Annotated in this window: 15 protein-coding genes; 5 read left to right on the top strand and 10 right to left on the bottom strand. The window is 72.8% G+C overall.

Translation table 11 applies throughout. The annotated features are described in order from the left end of the window. Window position 1: 1 nt before the first annotated feature. Entirely contained in the window at window positions 2-286 is a 285-nt protein-coding gene (locus GBN72_RS11185; RefSeq protein WP_246212419.1) for a type II toxin-antitoxin system antitoxin, read from the bottom strand. Beyond that, window positions 283-1,239: an SPFH domain-containing protein gene (locus GBN72_RS11180; protein WP_151771547.1), complete on the bottom strand. Its 957-nt coding sequence runs from the start codon at window positions 1,237-1,239 to the stop codon at window positions 283-285. The genes GBN72_RS11185 and GBN72_RS11180 overlap by 4 nt, the downstream gene beginning before the upstream one ends. A 297-nt stretch (window positions 1,240-1,536) precedes the next feature. On the opposite strand from GBN72_RS11180, the gene GBN72_RS11175 reads away from it, so the two are divergent. Next, window positions 1,537-3,783 (top strand): transglycosylase domain-containing protein, encoded by a 2,247-nt coding sequence (locus GBN72_RS11175; RefSeq protein ID WP_151771546.1) that lies wholly within the window; start codon window positions 1,537-1,539, stop codon window positions 3,781-3,783. A gap of 133 nt (window positions 3,784-3,916) precedes the next feature. Here GBN72_RS11175 and GBN72_RS11170 read toward each other — a convergent pair whose 3' ends face one another. The 3 genes from GBN72_RS11170 to GBN72_RS11160 form a co-directional block, all read right to left on the bottom strand. Beyond that, window positions 3,917-6,067, bottom strand: a complete 2,151-nt coding sequence (locus GBN72_RS11170) for an ATP-binding SpoIIE family protein phosphatase (RefSeq protein ID WP_164540555.1) — start codon at window positions 6,065-6,067, stop codon at window positions 3,917-3,919. A 190-nt stretch (window positions 6,068-6,257) separates the two neighbouring features. After that, the gene (fomD, locus tag GBN72_RS11165) at window positions 6,258-6,950 is read right to left on the bottom strand and encodes a cytidylyl-2-hydroxypropylphosphonate hydrolase (RefSeq protein ID WP_151771544.1); all 693 of its coding nucleotides are present in this window, start codon (window positions 6,948-6,950) and stop codon (window positions 6,258-6,260) included. An 82-nt stretch (window positions 6,951-7,032) separates the two neighbouring features. Further along, window positions 7,033-8,466 carry a class II fumarate hydratase gene (locus GBN72_RS11160; RefSeq protein WP_151771543.1) on the bottom strand — a complete coding sequence of 478 codons (1,434 nt, stop codon included), beginning with the start codon at window positions 8,464-8,466 and terminating at the stop codon, window positions 7,033-7,035. A 234-nt stretch (window positions 8,467-8,700) separates the two neighbouring features. Here GBN72_RS11160 and GBN72_RS11155 point away from each other — a divergent pair, with 234 nt between their 5' ends. Further along, entirely contained in the window at window positions 8,701-10,224 is a 1,524-nt protein-coding gene (locus GBN72_RS11155) for a ricin-type beta-trefoil lectin domain protein (RefSeq protein ID WP_151771993.1), read from the top strand. Window positions 10,225-10,322: 98 nt separating this feature from the next. Here the strand turns inward: GBN72_RS11155 and GBN72_RS11150 are convergent, their stop codons facing one another. Continuing rightward, a complete protein-coding gene (locus GBN72_RS11150) occupies window positions 10,323-11,987 on the bottom strand; it encodes a fumarate hydratase (RefSeq protein ID WP_151771542.1) in 1,665 nt (554 codons plus the stop codon). Window positions 11,988-12,168: 181 nt separating this feature from the next. On the opposite strand from GBN72_RS11150, the gene GBN72_RS11145 reads away from it, so the two are divergent. Together GBN72_RS11145 and GBN72_RS11140 are read left to right on the top strand one after the other, a co-directional pair. Continuing rightward, window positions 12,169-12,939, top strand: coding sequence for a DUF1707 SHOCT-like domain-containing protein (locus GBN72_RS11145; RefSeq protein ID WP_151771541.1), 771 nt, complete (start codon window positions 12,169-12,171; stop codon window positions 12,937-12,939). Window positions 12,940-13,047: 108 nt separating this feature from the next. Then, window positions 13,048-13,449, top strand: coding sequence for a WhiB family transcriptional regulator (locus GBN72_RS11140; protein WP_439959746.1), 402 nt, complete (start codon window positions 13,048-13,050; stop codon window positions 13,447-13,449). A gap of 196 nt (window positions 13,450-13,645) precedes the next feature. Here GBN72_RS11140 and glpX read toward each other — a convergent pair whose 3' ends face one another. Continuing rightward, on the bottom strand, window positions 13,646-14,680 hold the full coding sequence (glpX, locus tag GBN72_RS11135; RefSeq protein WP_151771540.1) for a class II fructose-bisphosphatase: 1,035 nt from the start codon (window positions 14,678-14,680) through the stop codon (window positions 13,646-13,648). Between the two features lie 128 nt (window positions 14,681-14,808). On the opposite strand from glpX, the gene GBN72_RS11130 reads away from it, so the two are divergent. Next, window positions 14,809-15,336, top strand: coding sequence for a DUF4245 domain-containing protein (locus GBN72_RS11130; RefSeq protein WP_174887108.1), 528 nt, complete (start codon window positions 14,809-14,811; stop codon window positions 15,334-15,336). A 143-nt stretch (window positions 15,337-15,479) separates the two neighbouring features. Here GBN72_RS11130 and GBN72_RS11125 read toward each other — a convergent pair whose 3' ends face one another. From GBN72_RS11125 to xseA, 3 genes are all read right to left on the bottom strand, one after another. Continuing rightward, on the bottom strand, window positions 15,480-16,076 hold the full coding sequence (locus GBN72_RS11125) for a malonic semialdehyde reductase (RefSeq protein WP_151771539.1): 597 nt from the start codon (window positions 16,074-16,076) through the stop codon (window positions 15,480-15,482). Window positions 16,077-16,194: 118 nt separating this feature from the next. Then, the gene (locus GBN72_RS11120) at window positions 16,195-16,455 is read right to left on the bottom strand and encodes an exodeoxyribonuclease VII small subunit (RefSeq protein ID WP_151771538.1); all 261 of its coding nucleotides are present in this window, start codon (window positions 16,453-16,455) and stop codon (window positions 16,195-16,197) included. Next, window positions 16,452-17,711, bottom strand: a complete 1,260-nt coding sequence (gene xseA, locus GBN72_RS11115) for an exodeoxyribonuclease VII large subunit (protein WP_151771537.1) — start codon at window positions 17,709-17,711, stop codon at window positions 16,452-16,454. Before xseA ends, GBN72_RS11120 begins: the two co-directional genes overlap by 4 nt. Window positions 17,712-17,793 lie beyond the last annotated feature (82 nt).

Genomic DNA, 17,793 nt, shown 5'->3' with positions numbered 1-17,793 from the left:
GTCACTCCCCGCGGGGCCGCCCCCGCCTCGGCATCGGCCCCGTGCCCTTCGGCAGCCGGCCGGCCTCCGTCAGCGCGCGGCGCAGCAGGAACTCGATCTGCGCGTTGGTGGAGCGCAGCTCCTCTCCCGCCCACCGCGCCAGCGCGTCGTGCACCAGCGGGTCCAGCCGCAGCAGGACCTGCTTGCGCTCCGCCGACCGCCGGCGCCGCGCGGGGGCCCGCTCCCCGGAGGGTTCTCCGGCGGGCTCCCCGGGCGGCGCCGGCGGTCGGTTCTCCTCGTCGCTCACTGGTACAGGGTCCCGGTGTTGAGGACCGGCTGCACCGAGCCGTGACCGCAGAGGACGACCATCAGGTTGGAGACCATGGCCGCCTTCCGCTCCTCGTCCAGCTCCACGATGTCCTGCTCGGCGATCCGGGCGAGCGCCGACTCGACCATGCCGACCGCCCCGTCGACGATCTGCCGCCGGGCGGCGACCACCGCGCCGGCCTGCTGCCGCTGGAGCATCGCGGAGGCGATCTCCGGGGCGTAGGCGAGGTGCGTGAAGCGGGACTCGATGATCTGGACGCCGGCCGCCTCGACCCGGGCGTGCAGTTCCAGGCCCAGCTTCTCGGTGATCTCCTCGGCGTTGCCGCGCAGCGACAGCTCGTCGTCACCGTGCGCGTCGTAGGGGTACTCGATCGCGATGTGCCGGACGGCGGCCTCGGTCTGGGTGGAGACGAACTCCAGGAAGTCGTCGACCTCGAACGTGGCCTGCGCGGTGTCCTCGACCCGCCAGACGACCACCGCGGCCAGCTCGATCGGGTTGCCGTAGGCGTCGTTGACCTTGAGGACGGCGGTCTCGTGGTTGCGGACCCGGGTGGAGATGCGGGAGCGGGTGGTGAGCGGGTTCACCCAGCGCAGGCCGTCCTCGCGGATCGTGCCGCGGTAGCGGCCGAAGAGCTGGACGACCCGCGCCTCACCGGGCGCGACCATGTTCAGTCCGGCCATCGCGGCCAGCGAGAGCAGCGCCAGCAGCACCGCCACCACGACGAGCGCGGCCGTGGTCCCACCGGTGGTGTGCTCGACGCCCAGGTAGCCGAGACCGGCGGCGAGCAGCACGCCGAGCAGCCCGAGCAGCAGGGCCAGCCCACCGCCGAGGGAGTTGGCCGGGACCTCCCGGACGCTCGGCCGGGGCATCGCGGGGACGTCGGCCGCGGGGGCCGGCGGAGGGGTCGCGTGAGGAGTGGCAGGCGTGGACATGGAGGCCCCCGTTTCTGTGCGGCTCTGACTGCTCTAGCTTCTTTCTATCTAAGTGATATCACATTTACCGGTGTGGCAAACCTCTCCCGCCGACCGGCCCGGGCAACCGTTCCGGCCGGTGACACGTCTGGTGCGGTAAGGGCGGAAAGTTTCGGGTGCTGATTGTCACGTCCGTAAAAGACCGGATCGGCACCCCTTTGTCACAGGGTGCGGTGTTAACTTTCGGGACTGGCCATGCTTCGGGAGACCTCCGGGGCGCAGGGCGACCAACGAGACGAAGCGGGGCGAAAGAGGATCATGGGGCGAGCTGACCTACGACGTGCGCGCCGCCGACGGGGCATACGCGGGTTCTTCACCTGGCGGAAACTCCTCGGCACGTTCCTCGGTGTCTGCCTGCTCGGCATCGGATCCTTCATAGCCCTGTACCTCGTCGTGGACGTGCCGGACGAGGGCAACGCGCTGGCCCAGAGCCAGAGCAACGTCTACCGCTACAGCGACGGCAGCGTCCTCGCCCGGCGCGGCGAGGTCAACCGGGACATCGTCGACCTCTCCGAGGTGCCCGAGGGCGTCCAGCACGCCTTCGTCGCCGCCGAGAACAAGACCTTCTACAAGGACCCCGGCGTCGACATCAAGGGCACCGCCCGCGGCCTGCTCAACACCCTGCGGGGCCAGGGCAAGCAGGGCGGTTCGACGATCACCCAGCAGTACGTGAAGAACTACTACCTCACGCAGGAGCAGACGGTCTCCCGCAAGATGCGTGAGGTCGTCATCGCGCTGAAGGTCGACCGGCAGATGTCCAAGGACGAGATCCTCGCCGGGTACATGAACACCAGCTACTACGGCCGCGGCGCCTACGGGATCCAGGCCGCCGCCCAGGCCTACTACCGCGTCGACGCCAAGGAACTCACCGTCGCGCAGGGCGCCTACCTGGCCGCCCTGCTGCAGGCGCCCAACCAGTACGACTGGGCGATCGCCTCGAAGACCGGCAAGCGGCTCGCCGAGGAACGCTGGAACTACGCCCTCGACAACATGGTCGAGATGAAGTGGCTGGACGCCTCCGAGCGCTCGGGCCTGAAGTTCCCGGTGCCGAAGGAGCCGCGTCCGGCGGCCGGCCTCGAGGGCCAGGCCGGCTACCTGGTGCAGCAGGCCAACAAGGAACTGCAGCGACAGCTGATGGACGTCGAGGGCATCTCGGCGGCCGAGGCCGAGGCCAAGGTCGAGGGCCAGGGCTGGGACCTCACCCTCAACATCGACAAGAAGAAGCAGAAGGCGCTGGAGGCCTCCGTCAAGGAGCAGCTCACCAGCAAGCTGGACCCCGAGAAGCGGAAGGTCGACGGCGCGGTGCAGGCCGGCGCGGTCTCGGTGGACCCGGAGACCGGGCGGATCGTGGCGCTCTACGGCGGCCAGGACTACCTGAAGCACTACTTCAGCAACGCGACCCGCTCCGACTTCCAGCCCGCCTCGACCTTCAAGCCGCTGATCTTCGCCGCGGCCCTGGAGGAGGGCGCGACCACCCAGGACGGGCGGCCGATCACCGCCGGCACCCTCTACGACGGCACCAGCGAGCGGCCGGTGGTCGGCAGCGACATCCCGTTCGCCCCGCCCAACGAGGACGGCGTCGACTACGGCGACATCCCCGTCCAGACGGCCATGAACAAGTCGGTCAACTCGGTGTTCGCGCAGATGGGCGTGGACGTCGGGATGCGCGACGTGCTGGAGACCGCCGAGCGGACCGGCATGGACACCGGCGACCTCGATCCGCTGCCCGCCTTCACGCTGGGGTCCATGACCTCCAGCCCGCTGGAGATGGCGGGGGCCTACTCCACGCTGGCCAACCACGGCGTGCAGGTCACCCCGGCCCTGGTGAAGAAGGCCGAGAAGGACGGCACCGAGATCGAGATGCCCGACCCGGTGGGCGAGCAGGCCATCGGCCGGAACACCGCCGACACCGTCACCTCGGTGCTGACCGGCGTGGTCGACGACGGCACCGCCCGCTACTCGGTGCGGGAGAACCCGACCCGGGCCGGCCAGCAGGTGGCGGGCAAGACGGGTACCTCCGACGACAACCAGTCGGCCTGGTTCGTCGGCTACACCCCGGACCTGGTGACCGCGGTCGGTCTGTTCGGCGAGAACCCGAAGAACAACGAGCACACGTCGCTCAGCGGCGCCACCGGGCTCATCCCTGGCAAGGGCCGGATCAACGGCGGCGGCTACCCGGCGCAGATCTGGGCCGACTACACCTTCGGCGTGACCGACGGCTCCGCCCGGTTCGACCTGGAGACCGACCAGGGCGCCGCCGTGACGCCGGCGCCCACCGGGACGCCCTCGCCGAGCCCGAGCGAGACGCCGTCGTCGACGCCCAGCGGGACGCCGACGGAGACCCCGACCGAGACGCCCACCGAGACCCCGACCGAGACGGTGACCCCGTCGCAGCCGGGCCGCCCGTCCGCCGAGGAGACGCCGACCGACCCCCGGCCCGGCGGCCCGCCGGGCGACGACGAGGACCCGGCCGCCGCCGAGGACGGCATCGGCTTCCTGAGGTAGCCCCCGGGGTTCCGAGGCGGCCCACCGGTGCCGCGGGACGGCACGGGGGCCTCGGGACAGGAGGGCCTCGGCCCCACGGCCTCGGCACGGCAGGGGGCCGGTCCGCCTCACGGCGGACCGGCCCCCTTTCCCGTCAAGGGTGGTTGAGCTCGAACCAGACGGCCTTGCCGGTCGACAGACGCGTGGCGCCCCACCGGCGGGCCAGCCGGTTGACCAGGTACAGGCCCCGGCCGCCCTCGTCGGTGGCCCGGGCCTGCCGCAGCCGCGGCAGCTGCGGGACGTCGTCCACCACCTCGCAGCGCAGCACATCGGTGCGCAGCAGCCGCAGCGTGATCGGCCGGGTCGAGTACCGCACGGCGTTGGTGACGACCTCGCTGACCAGCAGCTCCACCGAGTCCGTCAGCGCCTCCAGACCCCAGTCGTCCAGCGCCGCGCGCGCCAGCCGCCGTGCCCGGCCGGGCGCCGCGGTCTCCGGGTACAGCTCCCAGGACGCCACGTCGCTCGGCGCGATGCCGTCGAACCGCGCCGCGAGCAGCGCGATGTCGTCGTCCCGGTCGCCCGGGCCCAGCATGTCCAGCACCTCGTCGCAGAGCGCCTCCAGCGGCGGGGCGTGGTCCGAGCCGGTGAGCCGCGCGGTGGCCTCCAGCTTGTCCCTCAGCTGCTCTATCCCGGTCCACACGTCACGCAGCCGCGACTCCACCAGGCCGTCGGTGTACAGCAGCAGCGTCGCCCCCGCCGGCGCCTCCAGCTCGACGGCCTCGAAGTCGACCCCGCCCACGCCGATCGGCGCGCCCGGCGGCACCTCCAGCACCTCGGCGCGGCCGCCCAGGTGCAGGAGCACCGGCGGCGGATGGCCGGCGTTGGCGACGGTTATCCGGTGCGCGACCGGGTCGTAGACCGCGTACAGGCAGGTCGCCATCCGGTCGGTGCCCAGCCGCTGCGCCTGCTCGTCCAGGTGGTGCAGCACCTCCTGCGGCGGCAGATCCAGACCGGCCAGGGTCTGCGCCGTCGTCCGCAGCTGGCCCATGATGGCGGCGGAGGTCATCGAGTGGCCCATCACGTCGCCGACCACCAGGGCGACCCGGCTGCCGGGCAGCGGGATGGCGTCGTACCAGTCGCCGCCGACCCGGGCCGTCTGGGCCGCGGGAAGGTACCGCGAGGCCAGCCGCACGCCCGTCGGACGGGGCAGCGTCTCCGGCAGCATGGTGCGCTGGAGCTCGTCGGCGATGTACGCCTCGCGGCCGTAGAGCACCGCCTTGTCGATGCCCAGCGCGCTGTGCGTGGCCAGCTGGGCGGCGACCAGCAGGTCGTCGCCCTCGAACGGGATCCGGTCCGGGCCGCGCAGGAACACCGCCGTGCCGATCACCCGGCGGCGGCCGCGCAGCGGCGCCAGGATCGCGTGCTGGCCGGTGGCCACCGACGCCCCGGAGCCCTCGCCGAGGAGGTCGCGGAGGGCGTCGCGGGCCGACGGGGTGTCCGCGAAGACCGGGCGGACACCGCGCAGCACCTCGTCCAGCGGGCCCCCCGGGCGCACCTCCGCGGGCGGAGCCTCGCCGGTGGTGAGCGCGGGCAGCGCGGGCAGCGGGTCGGGGGCGCCGGACACCCGGTCCGGCGGGATGCGGTCGGTGCGCCGCAGCCGCAGCATCACCGGGCCGACGGGGCGCTCGTCACCGACCGGGAGCGGCTCCCGGAGATGGACCAGGATGGCGTCGGCGAAGGCCGGCACGGTCGCCCGGCACAGGCCCATCACGATCTCGTCGAGGTCCATGCCGCGCGCGATGCGCCGTGTGGCGGCGCCGATGAACCGCAGCCGCTCGCCGTCCCGGCGCATCGGCACCGGGCCGGCCCCCGGCCCGGTCGCCCGCCCGCTGCGGCGGTCCTTGCCGCCGGGCGCGCCGGCCGCCGGCGCCGCGTTCGGCGCCGCCTTCGCCGAGGCCGCGGTCTTCACGGCCGGGGCGGAACGGCCGTTTTGGCCGTTTCCCTTCCCGCCGTTGCCCTTCTGTCCGGAGGCCTTCCGGGCGGCCCGTCGGCGGGGCGGCTTGGGCTGCGCCGGGATGGAGTCCGGGGCGGGACGCGGACGCGGGGCGTCGGAGGGGCCGGGGCCGCCGTCGGGCTGGCTGTGCTCGGACCGGGTGCCGTCGGGTCCGGGCGCCCGGTCACGCGGCGCGGCGGACCGGGCCGGGCCTGCGGCGGGCCCTCCCCCGGGCGCGCCTGGGTCGGCGCCGGGGCGCACGGAGGCCGGGGTGTCGGGTGTGGGGTGCTCCGTCACGCGTGTCGAATCCATCCGTCCGGGGCCGCCAAAGGCCAATCCCGTGCTCGCCGGCCTCGCCGGCGCTGCCCTCGCGAACCGCTCTCCCTGTCCTCGCGCACCGGCCCGACTTGTCGTCAATCCCGCTTCGACCAGCCGCCGTTGACCGCCGGGCGCGTTCCGGAGGACGATCCTACGGTTCTGCTCCCAGGGCGCATCAAGGGTCTCACGAGGAGAGGTGCGCGGGCGTGCGGTCCCAGTCATCCGGCAGGGACGGCACCTTCCAGGCCGGGTCGGGCCGCCAGTGCTCCCAGCCGTCGGAGAACGGCGTGCCCCAGGCCCGGACGACCTCCACCGCCTGCCGTCCCGCCTCCCGGACCCCGGCGGCGGTCCCCGCGTCCATCAGCCCGACCCGCTGCGCCTCGGCGAACTCGTCCTCGTCGCGCCAGTCCCAGCCGCGGTCCGGGTACACCACCACGTCCAGGAAGTGGTCCTCGGAGTCCACACCGCCCGCCCAGCGGGCCAGCGGCTCCTCCAGGTTGACGTACCAGTTCTTGAACCGCCAGCCCGATTCCCAGAACAGCCACACCGACCACGGCCGCCCGGGCTGCGCCAGCTTCAGCACCCCGGTCCCGAACCACCTGTCCCGGCGCGCCGCGCGGGGCTTGGTGTAGCGGGACTCCAGCGGTTCCTGATGGATCGGCGTGCCGTCCGCGAGCACCGGCCGCACGCACTCGGTGCCGGGGGCCAGCCACACCGCCAGCAGGTCGGCGTCGTCGCGGACCACGGTGACGGGGCGGCAGATGTGGAAGCCGGCTCCGGCGTTCTCCCGGTACCGCCACAGGATGTGACTGCCGGGGGCCCAGTGCTCCGTCGCCCCGCTTCCGCCCCGCCGTTGCGCTCCGCAGTCTGCTGTCATGCCGTGATCCTAGGCGCCGGTCCGGGCGCACCGCTGCGGCGCGCATCACGCGCGCGCCGCGGCGGTTCGGCACCGGGCCGGGTCAGGGGCGGGTCATCCGCAGGACGTCCAGCGCCTCGTCCAGCTGCTCCAGGGTCAGGTCCCCGCGCTCCACGTAGCCGCACTCCAGCACCACCTGGCGGATGGTGCGGCGTTCGGCCAGCGCCCGCTTCGCCACCTTGGCGGCCTCCTCGTACCCGATGTAGCGGTTCAGCGGGGTGACCACCGACGGGGAGGACTCGGCGTACTCCAGGGCCCTCTCGCGGTGCGCGACGATCCCGTCCACCGTGCGGTCGGCCAGCAGCCGGGAGGCGTTGGCGAGCAGCCGCACCGACTCCAGCACGTTCTTGGCGATCACCGGCAGCATCACGTTCAGCTCGAAGTTGCCTGCCGCGCCCGCCCAGGCCACCGTGGCGTCGTTGCCGATCACCTGCGCCGCCACCATCAGCACCGCCTCCGGCACCACCGGGTTGACCTTGCCCGGCATGATCGACGAGCCGGGCTGCAGGTCGGGCAGGCTGATCTCGGCCAGGCCGGTGCGGGGCCCGGAGGACATCCAGCGCAGGTCGTTGCAGATCTTGGTCAGGCCGACCGCGACGGTCCGCAGCTGCCCGCTGGTCTCCACCACGCCGTCCCGGGCGCTCTGCGCCTCGAAGTGGTCCCGCGCCTCGGTGAGGGGCAGCCCGGTGTCCCGCGCCACCTCGGCGATCACCGCCGTGGAGAATCCGGGCGGGGTGTTGATGCCGGTGCCCACCGCCGTGCCGCCCAGCGGGAGTTCAGCGAGCCGCGGCAGCGAGGCCTCCAGCCGCTCCACGCCGTACCGGATCTGCGCCGCGTAGCCGCCGAACTCCTGCCCGAGGGTCACGGGGGTGGCGTCCATCAGGTGGGTCCGGCCCGCCTTCACCGCGTCGGCGAACTCCTGGGCCTTGCGCTCCAGCGCCGCCGCCAGGTGCTCCAGCGCCGGGATCAGGTCCCGGGTGACCGCCGCCGTGGCCGCGATGTGCAGGGACGACGGGAAGACGTCGTTCGAGGACTGGGAGGCGTTCACATGGTCGTTGGGATGGACGTCCCGGCCGAGCCGCTCGCTCGCCAGGGTGGCGAGCACCTCGTTCATGTTCATGTTGGACGAGGTGCCGGAGCCCGTCTGGAAGACGTCGACCGGGAAGTGGTCGTCCCACCGTCCTTCGGCGACCTCGGCCGCGGCCGCGCGGACCGCCTCCGCGATCCGGCCGTCCAGCACGCCCAGTTCGGCGTTGACCTTGGCGGCGGCGCCCTTGATGCGGGCCAGCGCCTCGATGTGGGCGCGCTCCAGGCGCTGCCCGGACAGGGGGAAGTTCTCCACCGCGCGCTGGGTCTGCGCCCGCCACCGCGCCGTGACGGGGACCCGCACCTCGCCCATCGAGTCGTGCTCGACCCGCCAGGGCCCGCCCTCCCCGGTCCCGTCCACCGCGGCTTCCCGTTCCGTCCCGCTCGTCATCGTCGTCCCTTTCCTCGTCCGCCTCATCGGGTTCCGCCCGGCCGGAGCGCCGGCCGGTCCGCCGCACGCATCCCCTCCAACCGGTTGACCGGTTCGTCCTCTTCCCAACCCCGCCTACCCGCCAGTACACACCCAGGGGGACATCCGATCGGGACATCGGACCATTCAGGAGGCGACGTGCGACGTACAGGACCCAGGACCGGGCGCGGCGGCAGACCGCGCACCAGGTGGGGTATCGGACCGGGCATCAGGCGGACGGGGGCGGTCGTCGGGGCGACGGCCACCGCGCTGCTGGGGCTCGCCGCCCCCGGCGCCCTCGCCGCGCCGGACACGGGGGCCGGGCAGCTGGCGGCGGCCGCGTCCACGCCGCTGCCGGCCCCGCTGGAGGCCGTCCGCGCGGCCGAGGCCGTCACGCTCTACGGCGACTCCGCGGAGCGGCCGCTCGACCAGCGCAAGACCTCGCTGGTCTCGCTGGGGGACAGCGAGATCTCCGGCGAGGGCGTGGGCAACTACGAGTCGCCCACCGACGGCCCCGACAACTGGTGCCACCGTTCCCGTGACGCGGCGATCCACCGCACCGGCATCCCCGCCGACGTCACCTACAACGTCTCCTGCTCCGGGGCGAGCACCGTCAACCTGCGCATCGGCGGAAGCCCGCAGTACGCCGACGAACTGGTCCAGAGCGACAGCCTGGCGGTGAAGGCGCGCAACACCAGGGTCAAGATGATCGTGGTGGTCGTCGGTGCCAACGACGACCTGCGGTTCGGCCCGGTGGTCACCGACTGCACGCTGGACTGGTTCCTCCTCCAGGGGCCCTGCTCGCCCGAGCTGGAGGCCGGCTGGCAGGACCGCATCGACGGCCTGGTCCCCAAGGTCACCGCGACCGTCGAGGACCTGAGGACCGTGATGCGCGGCGCGGGTTACGCGGACGGCGCCTACAAGATGGTGCTGATGGGCTACCCGAGCCCGGGCGGCCCCGACATCCGCGACAACCCCGACTTCCCCGGGAAGCTGCCCGGCGGCTGCACCCTGGCCGACGAGGACCTCGCCTGGGCGCGGAACGCGGCGGTGCCGTCGTTCGAGCGCGGCATCCGGCAGGCCGCCAAGCTCAGCGGCGCGCACTACCTGGACAACTCGCGGCTCTTCCACGGCCACGAGGTCTGCATGGAGGAGACCTGGGTGCGCGGTCTGACCGTCGCCGCCAACCCGTTCCCGCCGGACGAGAACGCGGTGCGGCAGTCCTTCCACCCCAACTACCGCGGCCACACGGCCTTCGCCGAGTGCTTCCGGCAGTTCTACGGCTCCACCGCGCGCGAGGGCAGCTGCGCGGACCCGGCGGGCACGGCCGGGGTCCAGGTGATCGACGGCGCCTGGGACGACATGTTCCGTCCGCTGCGCAACGAGGCGACCGGCACCTGCGCGGACGCCGCCAACGTGTCCAGCCGCAACGACACCGCGGTCACCGGCTACGGCTGCCACGGCGGGCGCAACCAGGACTGGTGGCACGACGGCTCGCGCGGGACCGTCCACAGCGCGCTCTCCCACGACCGCTGCCTCGACGTCCGCGGCGGCACCGTCGCGGCGGGCGCGCGGCTGGTCCTGTGGGACTGCCACGGCGCCGCCAACCAGCGGTTCGTCCGGCAGAGCGGCACCCTGCGGCCCGCCTCGGCCACCGGGCTGTGCGTGACGCTGCCGTCGGCCACCGCCAACCTGGTGCTGCAGAGCTGCACCGGCGCGGCGAACCAGCGGTTCGCGTGACGGACGCCTGATCCGGCGGTGCGCGTGAGGGACGCCTGATCCGGCGGTGCGGCGTGACCACGGCCCGGCCGTGGTCACGCCGCACCCGGTGTCCTGGGTCAGAGACCGGGGCCGCGGACCGGGATGGAGGTGAAGGTGGGCGCGGGGGCCGGGTTCTGGAAGAAGTCGTTGCCCTTGTCGTCCACCACGACGAACGCCGGGAAGTCCTCGACCTCGATCCGCCAGACCGCCTCCATGCCGAGCTCCTCGTACTCCAGGACCTCGACCTTCTTGATGCAGTCCTGCGCCAGGCGGGCGGCGGGGCCGCCGATTGAGCCCAGGTAGAAGCCGCCGTGCGCGCCGCACGCGTCGGTGACCTGCTGCGAGCGGTTGCCCTTGGCCAGCATCACCTTGGAGCCGCCCGCCGCCTGGAACTGTTCGACGTAGGAGTCCATCCGGCCGGCCGTGGTGGGGCCGAAGGAGCCGGAGGCGAAGCCCTCGGGGGTCTTCGCGGGACCGGCGTAGTACACCGGGTGGTCCTTCAGGTACTGCGGCATGCCCTCACCGGCGTCCAGGCGCTCCTTGATCTTGGCGTGCGCGATGTCGCGGGCGACGACCAGCGGACCGGTGAGCGAGAGGCGGGTCTTCACCGGGTGCTTGGTCAGCTCGGCGAGGATCTCGTCCATCGGCCGGTTGAGGTCGATCTTGACGACGTCGCCGGACTGGATGAGGTCCGCCTCGGTGGTGTCCGGGAGGAAGCGCGCCGGGTCCTTCTCCAGCTGCTCCAGGAAGACGCCCTCGGCGGTGATCTTCGCGACGGCCTGGCGGTCGGCGGAGCAGGAGACCGCGAGCGCGACGGGGCAGGACGCGCCGTGCCGGGGGAGGCGGATGACGCGGACGTCGTGGCAGAAGTACTTGCCGCCGAACTGGGCGCCGATGCCGAGCTCACGGGTGAGCTCGAAGACCTTCTCCTCCAGCTCGGTGTCGCGGAAGCCGTGGCCCAGGACGGATCCCTCGGTGGGCATGCCGTCCAGGTAGTGCGCCGAGGCGTACTTCGCGGTCTTCAGCGCGAACTCGGCGGAGGTGCCGCCGACCACGATCGCCAGGTGGTACGGCGGGCAGGCCGCGGTGCCCAGCGAGCGGATCTTCTCCTCCAGGAACTTCATCATGGAGGCCTCGTTGAGGACCGCCTTGGTCTCCTGGAAGAGGAACGACTTGTTGGCGGAACCGCCGCCCTTGGCCATGAAGAGGAACTTGTAGGCGCCGCCGTCGGTCGCGTACAGCTCGATCTGGGCGGGCAGGTTGGAGCCGGTGTTCTTCTCCTCCCACATGGTGAGCGGAGCCATCTGCGAGTAGCGCAGGTTGAGGTTCTGGTACGCGTCGTAGATGCCACGGGAGAGGGCCTCCTCGTCGCCGCCCTCGGTGAGCACGTTCTGGCCGCGCTTGCCCATCACGATCGCCGTGCCGGTGTCCTGGCACATGGGCAGGACGCCCGCGGCGGCGATGTTCGCGTTCTTCAGCAGGTCCAGGGCGACGAACTTGTCGTTGGCGGACGCCTCGGGGTCGTCGAGGATCTTCCGGAGCTGGGCGAGGTGGTCGGGCCGCAGGTAGTGCTGGATGTCGTGGACGGCCTCCTCGGCGAGCTTGCGCAGCGCCTCCGGCTCCACCTTGAGGAACGTGCGTCCGTCGGCCTCGAAGGTCGACACGCCCTCGGAGGTCACCAGCCGGTAGGGCGTGGTGTCCTCTCCGGTGGGGAGCAGATCGGTGTACGCGAACTCAGGCATCTCGCCATTCCTCACTCGAAAGATAGCCAGCGCCCACCAGCGTAGAACGTGCCCGGAGGGCCGCCGCTGTGAGGTAAGGCTCGCTTGACAGGGTGGGCGCGCGTATGAGCGGTGGGGCCCGTCGGTGATTTCGCCCTCACGAGGGGTGGTCGCGATACATCGCGACTGCTACGCTCCGTACGTGGACCTTCACAAGAACCCCGAGCTGCGCGCGTCCGACGCCGAGCGGGATCGCGTCGTGGACCAGCTGCGCGAGGCCGTCGCCGAGGGCCGGCTCACGCCGGAGGAGCATGGAGAGCGGGTCGAGGGCGTCCTCGCCGCCCGTACCGTCGGCGAGCTCGAGGCGTTCGTCCGGGACCTGCCCGCAGGGCGGGGCTCCCACTCCGCCTCCGCGTCCCCCACGCCGCTGGACCTGGAGACGCTTCCCGTGGCGGGCGAGAACGTCGCGGCGATATTCAGCGCCGCCTCCCGGACCGGGCGGTGGCGGGCGGGCCGGCGGATCAACGCGTACGCGATATTCGGCAGCGTCGAGATCGACCTCAGCGAGGCGGTCTTCGAGCACCAGCAGGTGACGGTGAAGGCGGTCTCGGTCTTCGGCAGCGTCGAGGTGTACGTGCCGGAGAACGTCACCCTGCGCGGCACCGGCGGCGGCGTCCTCGGCAGCTTCGAGGTGGACGCGGCCGACGCCGAGGACTCCAACGCCCCGGTGGTGTATGTGGACGGCTGGGCCGTCCTCGGGAGCGTCGAGGCGCAGCCGCGTCGCGGAAGCAGGGTGGCCGACATCCTGGACCGGGTGCACCGGCGCGTGGACAGGTCCCTGCGCAAGCACCTCGGGGGCGGGTACGCGGGGAGCCGGCACCTGGGGAGCGGGCCTTCGGGCGGGCACTCGGGCGGGCCTTCGGGCGGGCCCTCCGACGGCGGGCATCTCGGTTCCCCGTCAAGGGAGTTGTGACCGCCGCGCTCCGTCGCGAGGCGTGTACGCGGTGCATACGGCGCGTGCGCGAGGGGTAGTGCTTGACGCATCGCCGCTCGCTCGCGAAGCCTTCGTCAGGAGTAGACCGTGCCGCAGCACACGCGTTCGTCCCTGCAGGTCACCAAGGTCGCACAGGTCCCCCCGGTCCCGGCCACTCGGAGCGCCCGGAGGGACCGCGACCAGGAGGCTCCCTGGCACACCGACGCGGTCTGCCGCAGGGACGAGGCAGGCCTGTTCTTCGCACCGTCCAAGGAGCCCACGGCCGCCCGGCTGTCCCGTGAGGAGGCGGCCAAGCGGGTCTGTGCGCGCTGTCCGGTGATGGTGGAGTGCCGGGAGCACGCCCTGCTGCAGCCGGAGCCCTACGGCGTCTGGGGCGGGCTGACGGCCGCCGAGCGCCGTCTGGTGCTGGCCCGCCGCCGGCGCCGGGAGATCGAGCTCCAGAAGGCGGCGCGTTCCGCGGCCGGAGGGCGTATAGCGGCGGCGGGCTGACCGTCCGCGGCGCCGCGGGGGCCGGGCGGCCACGGGGGCCGCGGGGCGCGGGGCCGTTCTGCGGGGCCTGTGACGCCTGGGACGCCGAAGGGCGCCTCCGCCGCACCGGAAGCGCCCTCGGTCTGCTGCCGTACCCGTCGAGCCCGTCGCGTGCCCGTGCCCGTGCCCGTGCCTGGGTCGAACGGTCCCCGCCGGGCTACTTGGCCCGGTCGAAGTCGATCTGGCTGTACGCCCGGAGCTTGCTCAAGCGGTGCTCGGAGTGGATCTCCCGCACCGTGCCGGACTTGGAGCGCATCACGATCGACGAGGTCGTCGCCGTCTCCGAGCGGTACCGCACACCGCGCAGCAGTTCGCCGTCGGTGATGCCGGTGGCCACGAAGAACACGTTGTCGCCGGAGACCAGGTCGTCGGTGGTCAGCACCCGGTCGAGGTCGTGGCCGGCCGCGATCGCCCGCTCGCGTTCCTCGTCGTCCTTCGGCCAGAGCTTGCCCTGGATGGTGCCGCCCAGGCACTTCACCGCGCAGGCCGAGATGATGCCCTCCGGCGTGCCGCCGATGCCCAGCAGCAGGTCGATGCCGGTGCCCTCGCGCAGGGCGAGGATGGAGCCGGCCACGTCGCCGTCGGTGATCAGCTTTATCCGGGCGCCGGTCTCCCGGACCTCCTGGATCAGCTGCTGGTGCCGGGGGCGGTCCAGGATGACCACGGTGACGCCCTCGGGCGTGGACCGCTTGGCCTTGGCGACCCGGCGGATGTTCACCGACACCGGGGCGTTGATGTCGACGAAGTCGGCCGCCTCCGGGCCGGTGACCAGCTTGTCCATGTAGAAGACCGCGGACGGGTCGAACATCGAGCCCCGGTCGGCGGCGGCCAGCACGGAGATCGCGTTGGTCATGCCCTTGGCGGTGAGCGTGGTCCCGTCGATGGGGTCGACGGCGATGTCGCACTCGGGGCCGGTGCCGTCGCCCACCCGCTCACCGTTGAACAGCATCGGGGCCTCGTCCTTCTCGCCCTCGCCGATGACGACGACGCCGTTCATCGAGACGGTCGAGACGAGGGTGCGCATGGCGCGCACCGCGGCGCCGTCGGCGCCGTTCTTGTCACCGCGGCCCACCCAGCGGCCCGCCGCCATGGCGGCGGCCTCGGTGACCCGGACCAGTTCCAGGGCCAGGTTGCGGTCCGGGGCTTCGGACGGGACCTCGAGTTCGGACGGCAGCAGATTGTGCTCGGTCATCGGAGCGCACCTTCCCTGTACGACGACGGCCGGATGAGGGTCGTTCGCCCTTGACTCTAACCCCCGGGTGAAATTATGAGCAGAGGACCCCACGGATGAGCGCGACGGGTACCTGCGACGATAGGGGCGTGGCAGGTATGACAGGCAAGCAGTCGGTCCGGGACATGGTTCTCTCCCTGGGCCTCATTCTCCTCGCGGCGGGCGTGATCTACCTCTTCGTCCCGCACGACGACACCGTGCCGGAGCCGAAGCGGGTGGACTACCGGGTCGAGCTCCTGACGGCGCGCCGTGCCGCGCCGTACCCGGTGGCGGCCCCGGAGGGCCTGCCGGAGAGCTGGACGGCGACGTCGGTGCGCTACCGCGCCGAGAACGCGCGCTGGCACCTGGGATTCGCCGACCCGGACGGCGGCTACGTGGCGCTGGAGCAGTCGACGCAGGAGCCGTCCGAGTTCGTCGAGGACGCCACCCAGGGCGCCGCGAAGAAGGGCACCGTGAGCGTGGCCGGCCGCGACTGGGTCCGCTACGAGGGCGAGCGCTACGACGGTCTGGTCCTCCAGGAGGAGGGCGTCACCACCGTGGTGACCGGCAGCGGCGGCATCGAGGACCTCACCGCGATGGCCGAGGCGCTGCGGACCGAGCCGAAGCCCGCCGAGTAGGCGGCCGGCCGGAACGCGAGAGGGCCCCCCCGCGTCGTGCGCGGGGGGCCTTTCGTCTCACCTCACGGGAGCGGAGGGGAGGGGAGGCGGCGCGGCATCGCCGCCCGGTCCGCCGCTGCCGTCGGGGCCGTCGGAGCCGTCGCTCAGACGGTGGTGAAGACCTGCTCGTAGGACAGGCGCGGGGCGCGCGGGTAGTGGGCGCCCTCCTCCTCGGCGATCCGGCCGATGTTGACCACCATCAGCGGCAGGTGGTCGTCGCCGAGGAACTCCTTGCGGATGCCCTCCATGTCACCGCCGGTCATCGGGCCGGCGGCCAGACCGGCGGCGCGGACGCCGATGATGAAGTACGCGGCCTGCAGCTGCGCGTTGGAGAGAGCGGAGCGCTCGCGGACCGGGCGCTCGGCGAAGAACAGGTCCTTGGCGCCGGGGATCGCCGGGAGCAGCACGTCGAGCTCCTCGTGGAACTCGGCGTCGGCGGACAGGATCGCCGTGACCGGCGCGGAGGCGGTCTTCGCCTTGTTGCCGTCCGAGAGCAGCGCCACCAGGCGCTCGCGGGCCTCGGGTGACTGGACCAGCGTCACCCGCAGCGGCGACTGGTTGAAGGCCGTCGGGCCGAACTTGACCAGGTCGTGGATCGCCCTCAGCTGCTCCTCGGTCACCGGCTCGGAGGAGAACTTCTGGGCGGTGTGCGCCTCGCGGAACAGCAGGTCCTGGGCGGCGGGGTCAAGAGCGAGAGACATGCGTCAGCCTTTTCGGGATCCGGTGGGGGAACGGTGCCACTGTAGGACCGAAGAGGTTGAAATTTCAAATAACCGCCCTCGCGCAGGCGTGCGGGCCCCTGTAGTGGCGGCCCCGCGCTCAGTCCTCCGGGTTCCCGTCGCCCTCCTCACCGGCCAGCGCCGCGTCAAGACGCTTGCGGGCGCCCTCCAGCCAGCGGCGGCACACCTTGGCGAGCTCCTCGCCGCGCTCCCAGAGCGCCAGCGACTCCTCCAGCGAGGTGCCGCCCGCCTCCAGCCGCCGGACCACCTCGATCAGCTCGTCCCGCGCCTGCTCGTAACCGAGCATCGCCTTGCCGGCCTCGGTCGCCCCGGCGGACTGTTCGTCGGCCATGCTGCTCATTCCGTCCGTCCTCGTGCTTGGGTGTGGGTGGTGCTGTCAGGGCCTTCGGGACCGGCCCGTACGACCGTGAACTCGCCGCCGGCGACGCGGGCCCGCAGCGGCTCGCCCGCCGACGTCTCGGCCGGGTCGCGGACGACCTGCCCGTCGGCGCGCTGGAGCACCGCGTAGCCGCGGCGCAGGGTCTGCGCGGGGGAGAGGGCCACCACGCGGGCGTGGGTGTGGCTCAGCTCGGACTCCGCCCGGTCCAGCAGGTGCCCCAGGGTGCGCCGGGCGCGGTCGGCCAGCGCGCCCACCTGCTCGGCACGGTCGTCGATCATCCGGTGCGGGTCCTGTATCACCGGCCTGGCCAGCGCGTTCTGCAGGCCGCGCTCCTCGCGGGCGACCAGCGTGTCCACGCACCGCCGCGCCCGGTCGCGCAGCTGGCGCACCCGCTCGGCCTCCTCGCCGACGTCCGGCACCACCTTCTTCGCGGCGTCGGTCGGCGTGGAGGCCCGCAGGTCGGCGACGTGGTCGAGAAGCGGGGTGTCCGGCTCGTGGCCGATCGCGGACACCACCGGCGTGCGGCAGCCGGCGACCGTGCGGACCAGCTCCTCGTCGGAGAACGGCAGCAGGTCCTCCACGCTGCCGCCGCCGCGCGCCACCACGATGACGTCGACCTCCTCCATGGCGTCCAGCTCGCGCACCGCCCGCACCACCTGGGGCACGGCGTGCACGCCCTGGACGGCGACGTTGCGGACCTCGAAACGGACCGCGGGCCAGCGGCGGCGGGCGTTCTCCAGGACGTCGCGCTCGGCCGCCGAGGCCCGGCCGCAGACCAGCCCGATCAGCTGCGGCAGGAACGGCAGCGGCTTCTTCCGGTCCGCCGCGAACAGCCCCTCCGCGGCCAGGCTCTTCTTCAGCTGCTCCAGCCGCGCCAGCAGCTCGCCCATGCCCACGGGCCGGATCTCCGCCGCCCGCAGCGACAGCTCGCCGCGGGGCGCGTACCACTCCGGCTTGGCGTGCACGAGCACCCGGGCGCCCTCGCCGACGATGTCCGCCACCGCGTCGAAGACCTGCCGGTAGCAGGTGACCTTGACCGAGATGTCGTGCGACGGGTCGCGCAGCGTCATGAAGACCACGCCCGCGCCGGGGCGCCGTGACAGCTGGGTGATCTGCCCCTCCACCCAGACCGCGCCGAGCCGGTCGATCCAGCCGCCGATCAACCGCGACACCTGGCCGACGGGCAGCGGCGCCTCGGGGGTCGTGTTCACAGCCATGCGCCCGAGCGTAACGGCCCCCTACGACAGGACGGCCCAGCCCCGCACGGCCGGTGCCTGCCGCTGCCTGCCGGCGGCTGCC

It is taken from the genome of Streptomyces abyssomicinicus (assembly GCF_008974245.1).
In the GTDB taxonomy this organism is placed as follows: Bacteria; Actinomycetota; Actinomycetes; order Streptomycetales; family Streptomycetaceae; genus Streptomyces; species Streptomyces abyssomicinicus.
The sequence above is the reverse complement of the archived record's forward strand: the minus strand, read 5'-3'. Positions and strand labels throughout refer to the sequence as shown.

What these genes read in the sequence shown, in the direction of transcription:
- GBN72_RS11180 (WP_151771547.1), bottom strand. Translation starts at nt 1,239, where the DNA reads ATGTCCACGCCTGCCACTCCTCACGCGACCCCTCCGCCGGCCCCCGCG.
- GBN72_RS11175 (WP_151771546.1), top strand. Translation starts at nt 1,537, where the DNA reads ATGGGGCGAGCTGACCTACGACGTGCGCGCCGCCGACGGGGCATACGC.
- GBN72_RS11170 (WP_164540555.1), bottom strand. Translation starts at nt 6,067, where the DNA reads ATGGATTCGACACGCGTGACGGAGCACCCCACACCCGACACCCCGGCC.
- fomD (WP_151771544.1), bottom strand. Translation starts at nt 6,950, where the DNA reads ATGACAGCAGACTGCGGAGCGCAACGGCGGGGCGGAAGCGGGGCGACG.
- GBN72_RS11160 (WP_151771543.1), bottom strand. Translation starts at nt 8,466, where the DNA reads ATGACGAGCGGGACGGAACGGGAAGCCGCGGTGGACGGGACCGGGGAG.
- GBN72_RS11150 (WP_151771542.1), bottom strand. Translation starts at nt 11,987, where the DNA reads ATGCCTGAGTTCGCGTACACCGATCTGCTCCCCACCGGAGAGGACACC.
- glpX (WP_151771540.1), bottom strand. Translation starts at nt 14,680, where the DNA reads ATGACCGAGCACAATCTGCTGCCGTCCGAACTCGAGGTCCCGTCCGAA.
- GBN72_RS11125 (WP_151771539.1), bottom strand. Translation starts at nt 16,076, where the DNA reads ATGTCTCTCGCTCTTGACCCCGCCGCCCAGGACCTGCTGTTCCGCGAG.
- GBN72_RS11120 (WP_151771538.1), bottom strand. Translation starts at nt 16,455, where the DNA reads ATGAGCAGCATGGCCGACGAACAGTCCGCCGGGGCGACCGAGGCCGGC.
- xseA (WP_151771537.1), bottom strand. Translation starts at nt 17,711, where the DNA reads ATGGCTGTGAACACGACCCCCGAGGCGCCGCTGCCCGTCGGCCAGGTG.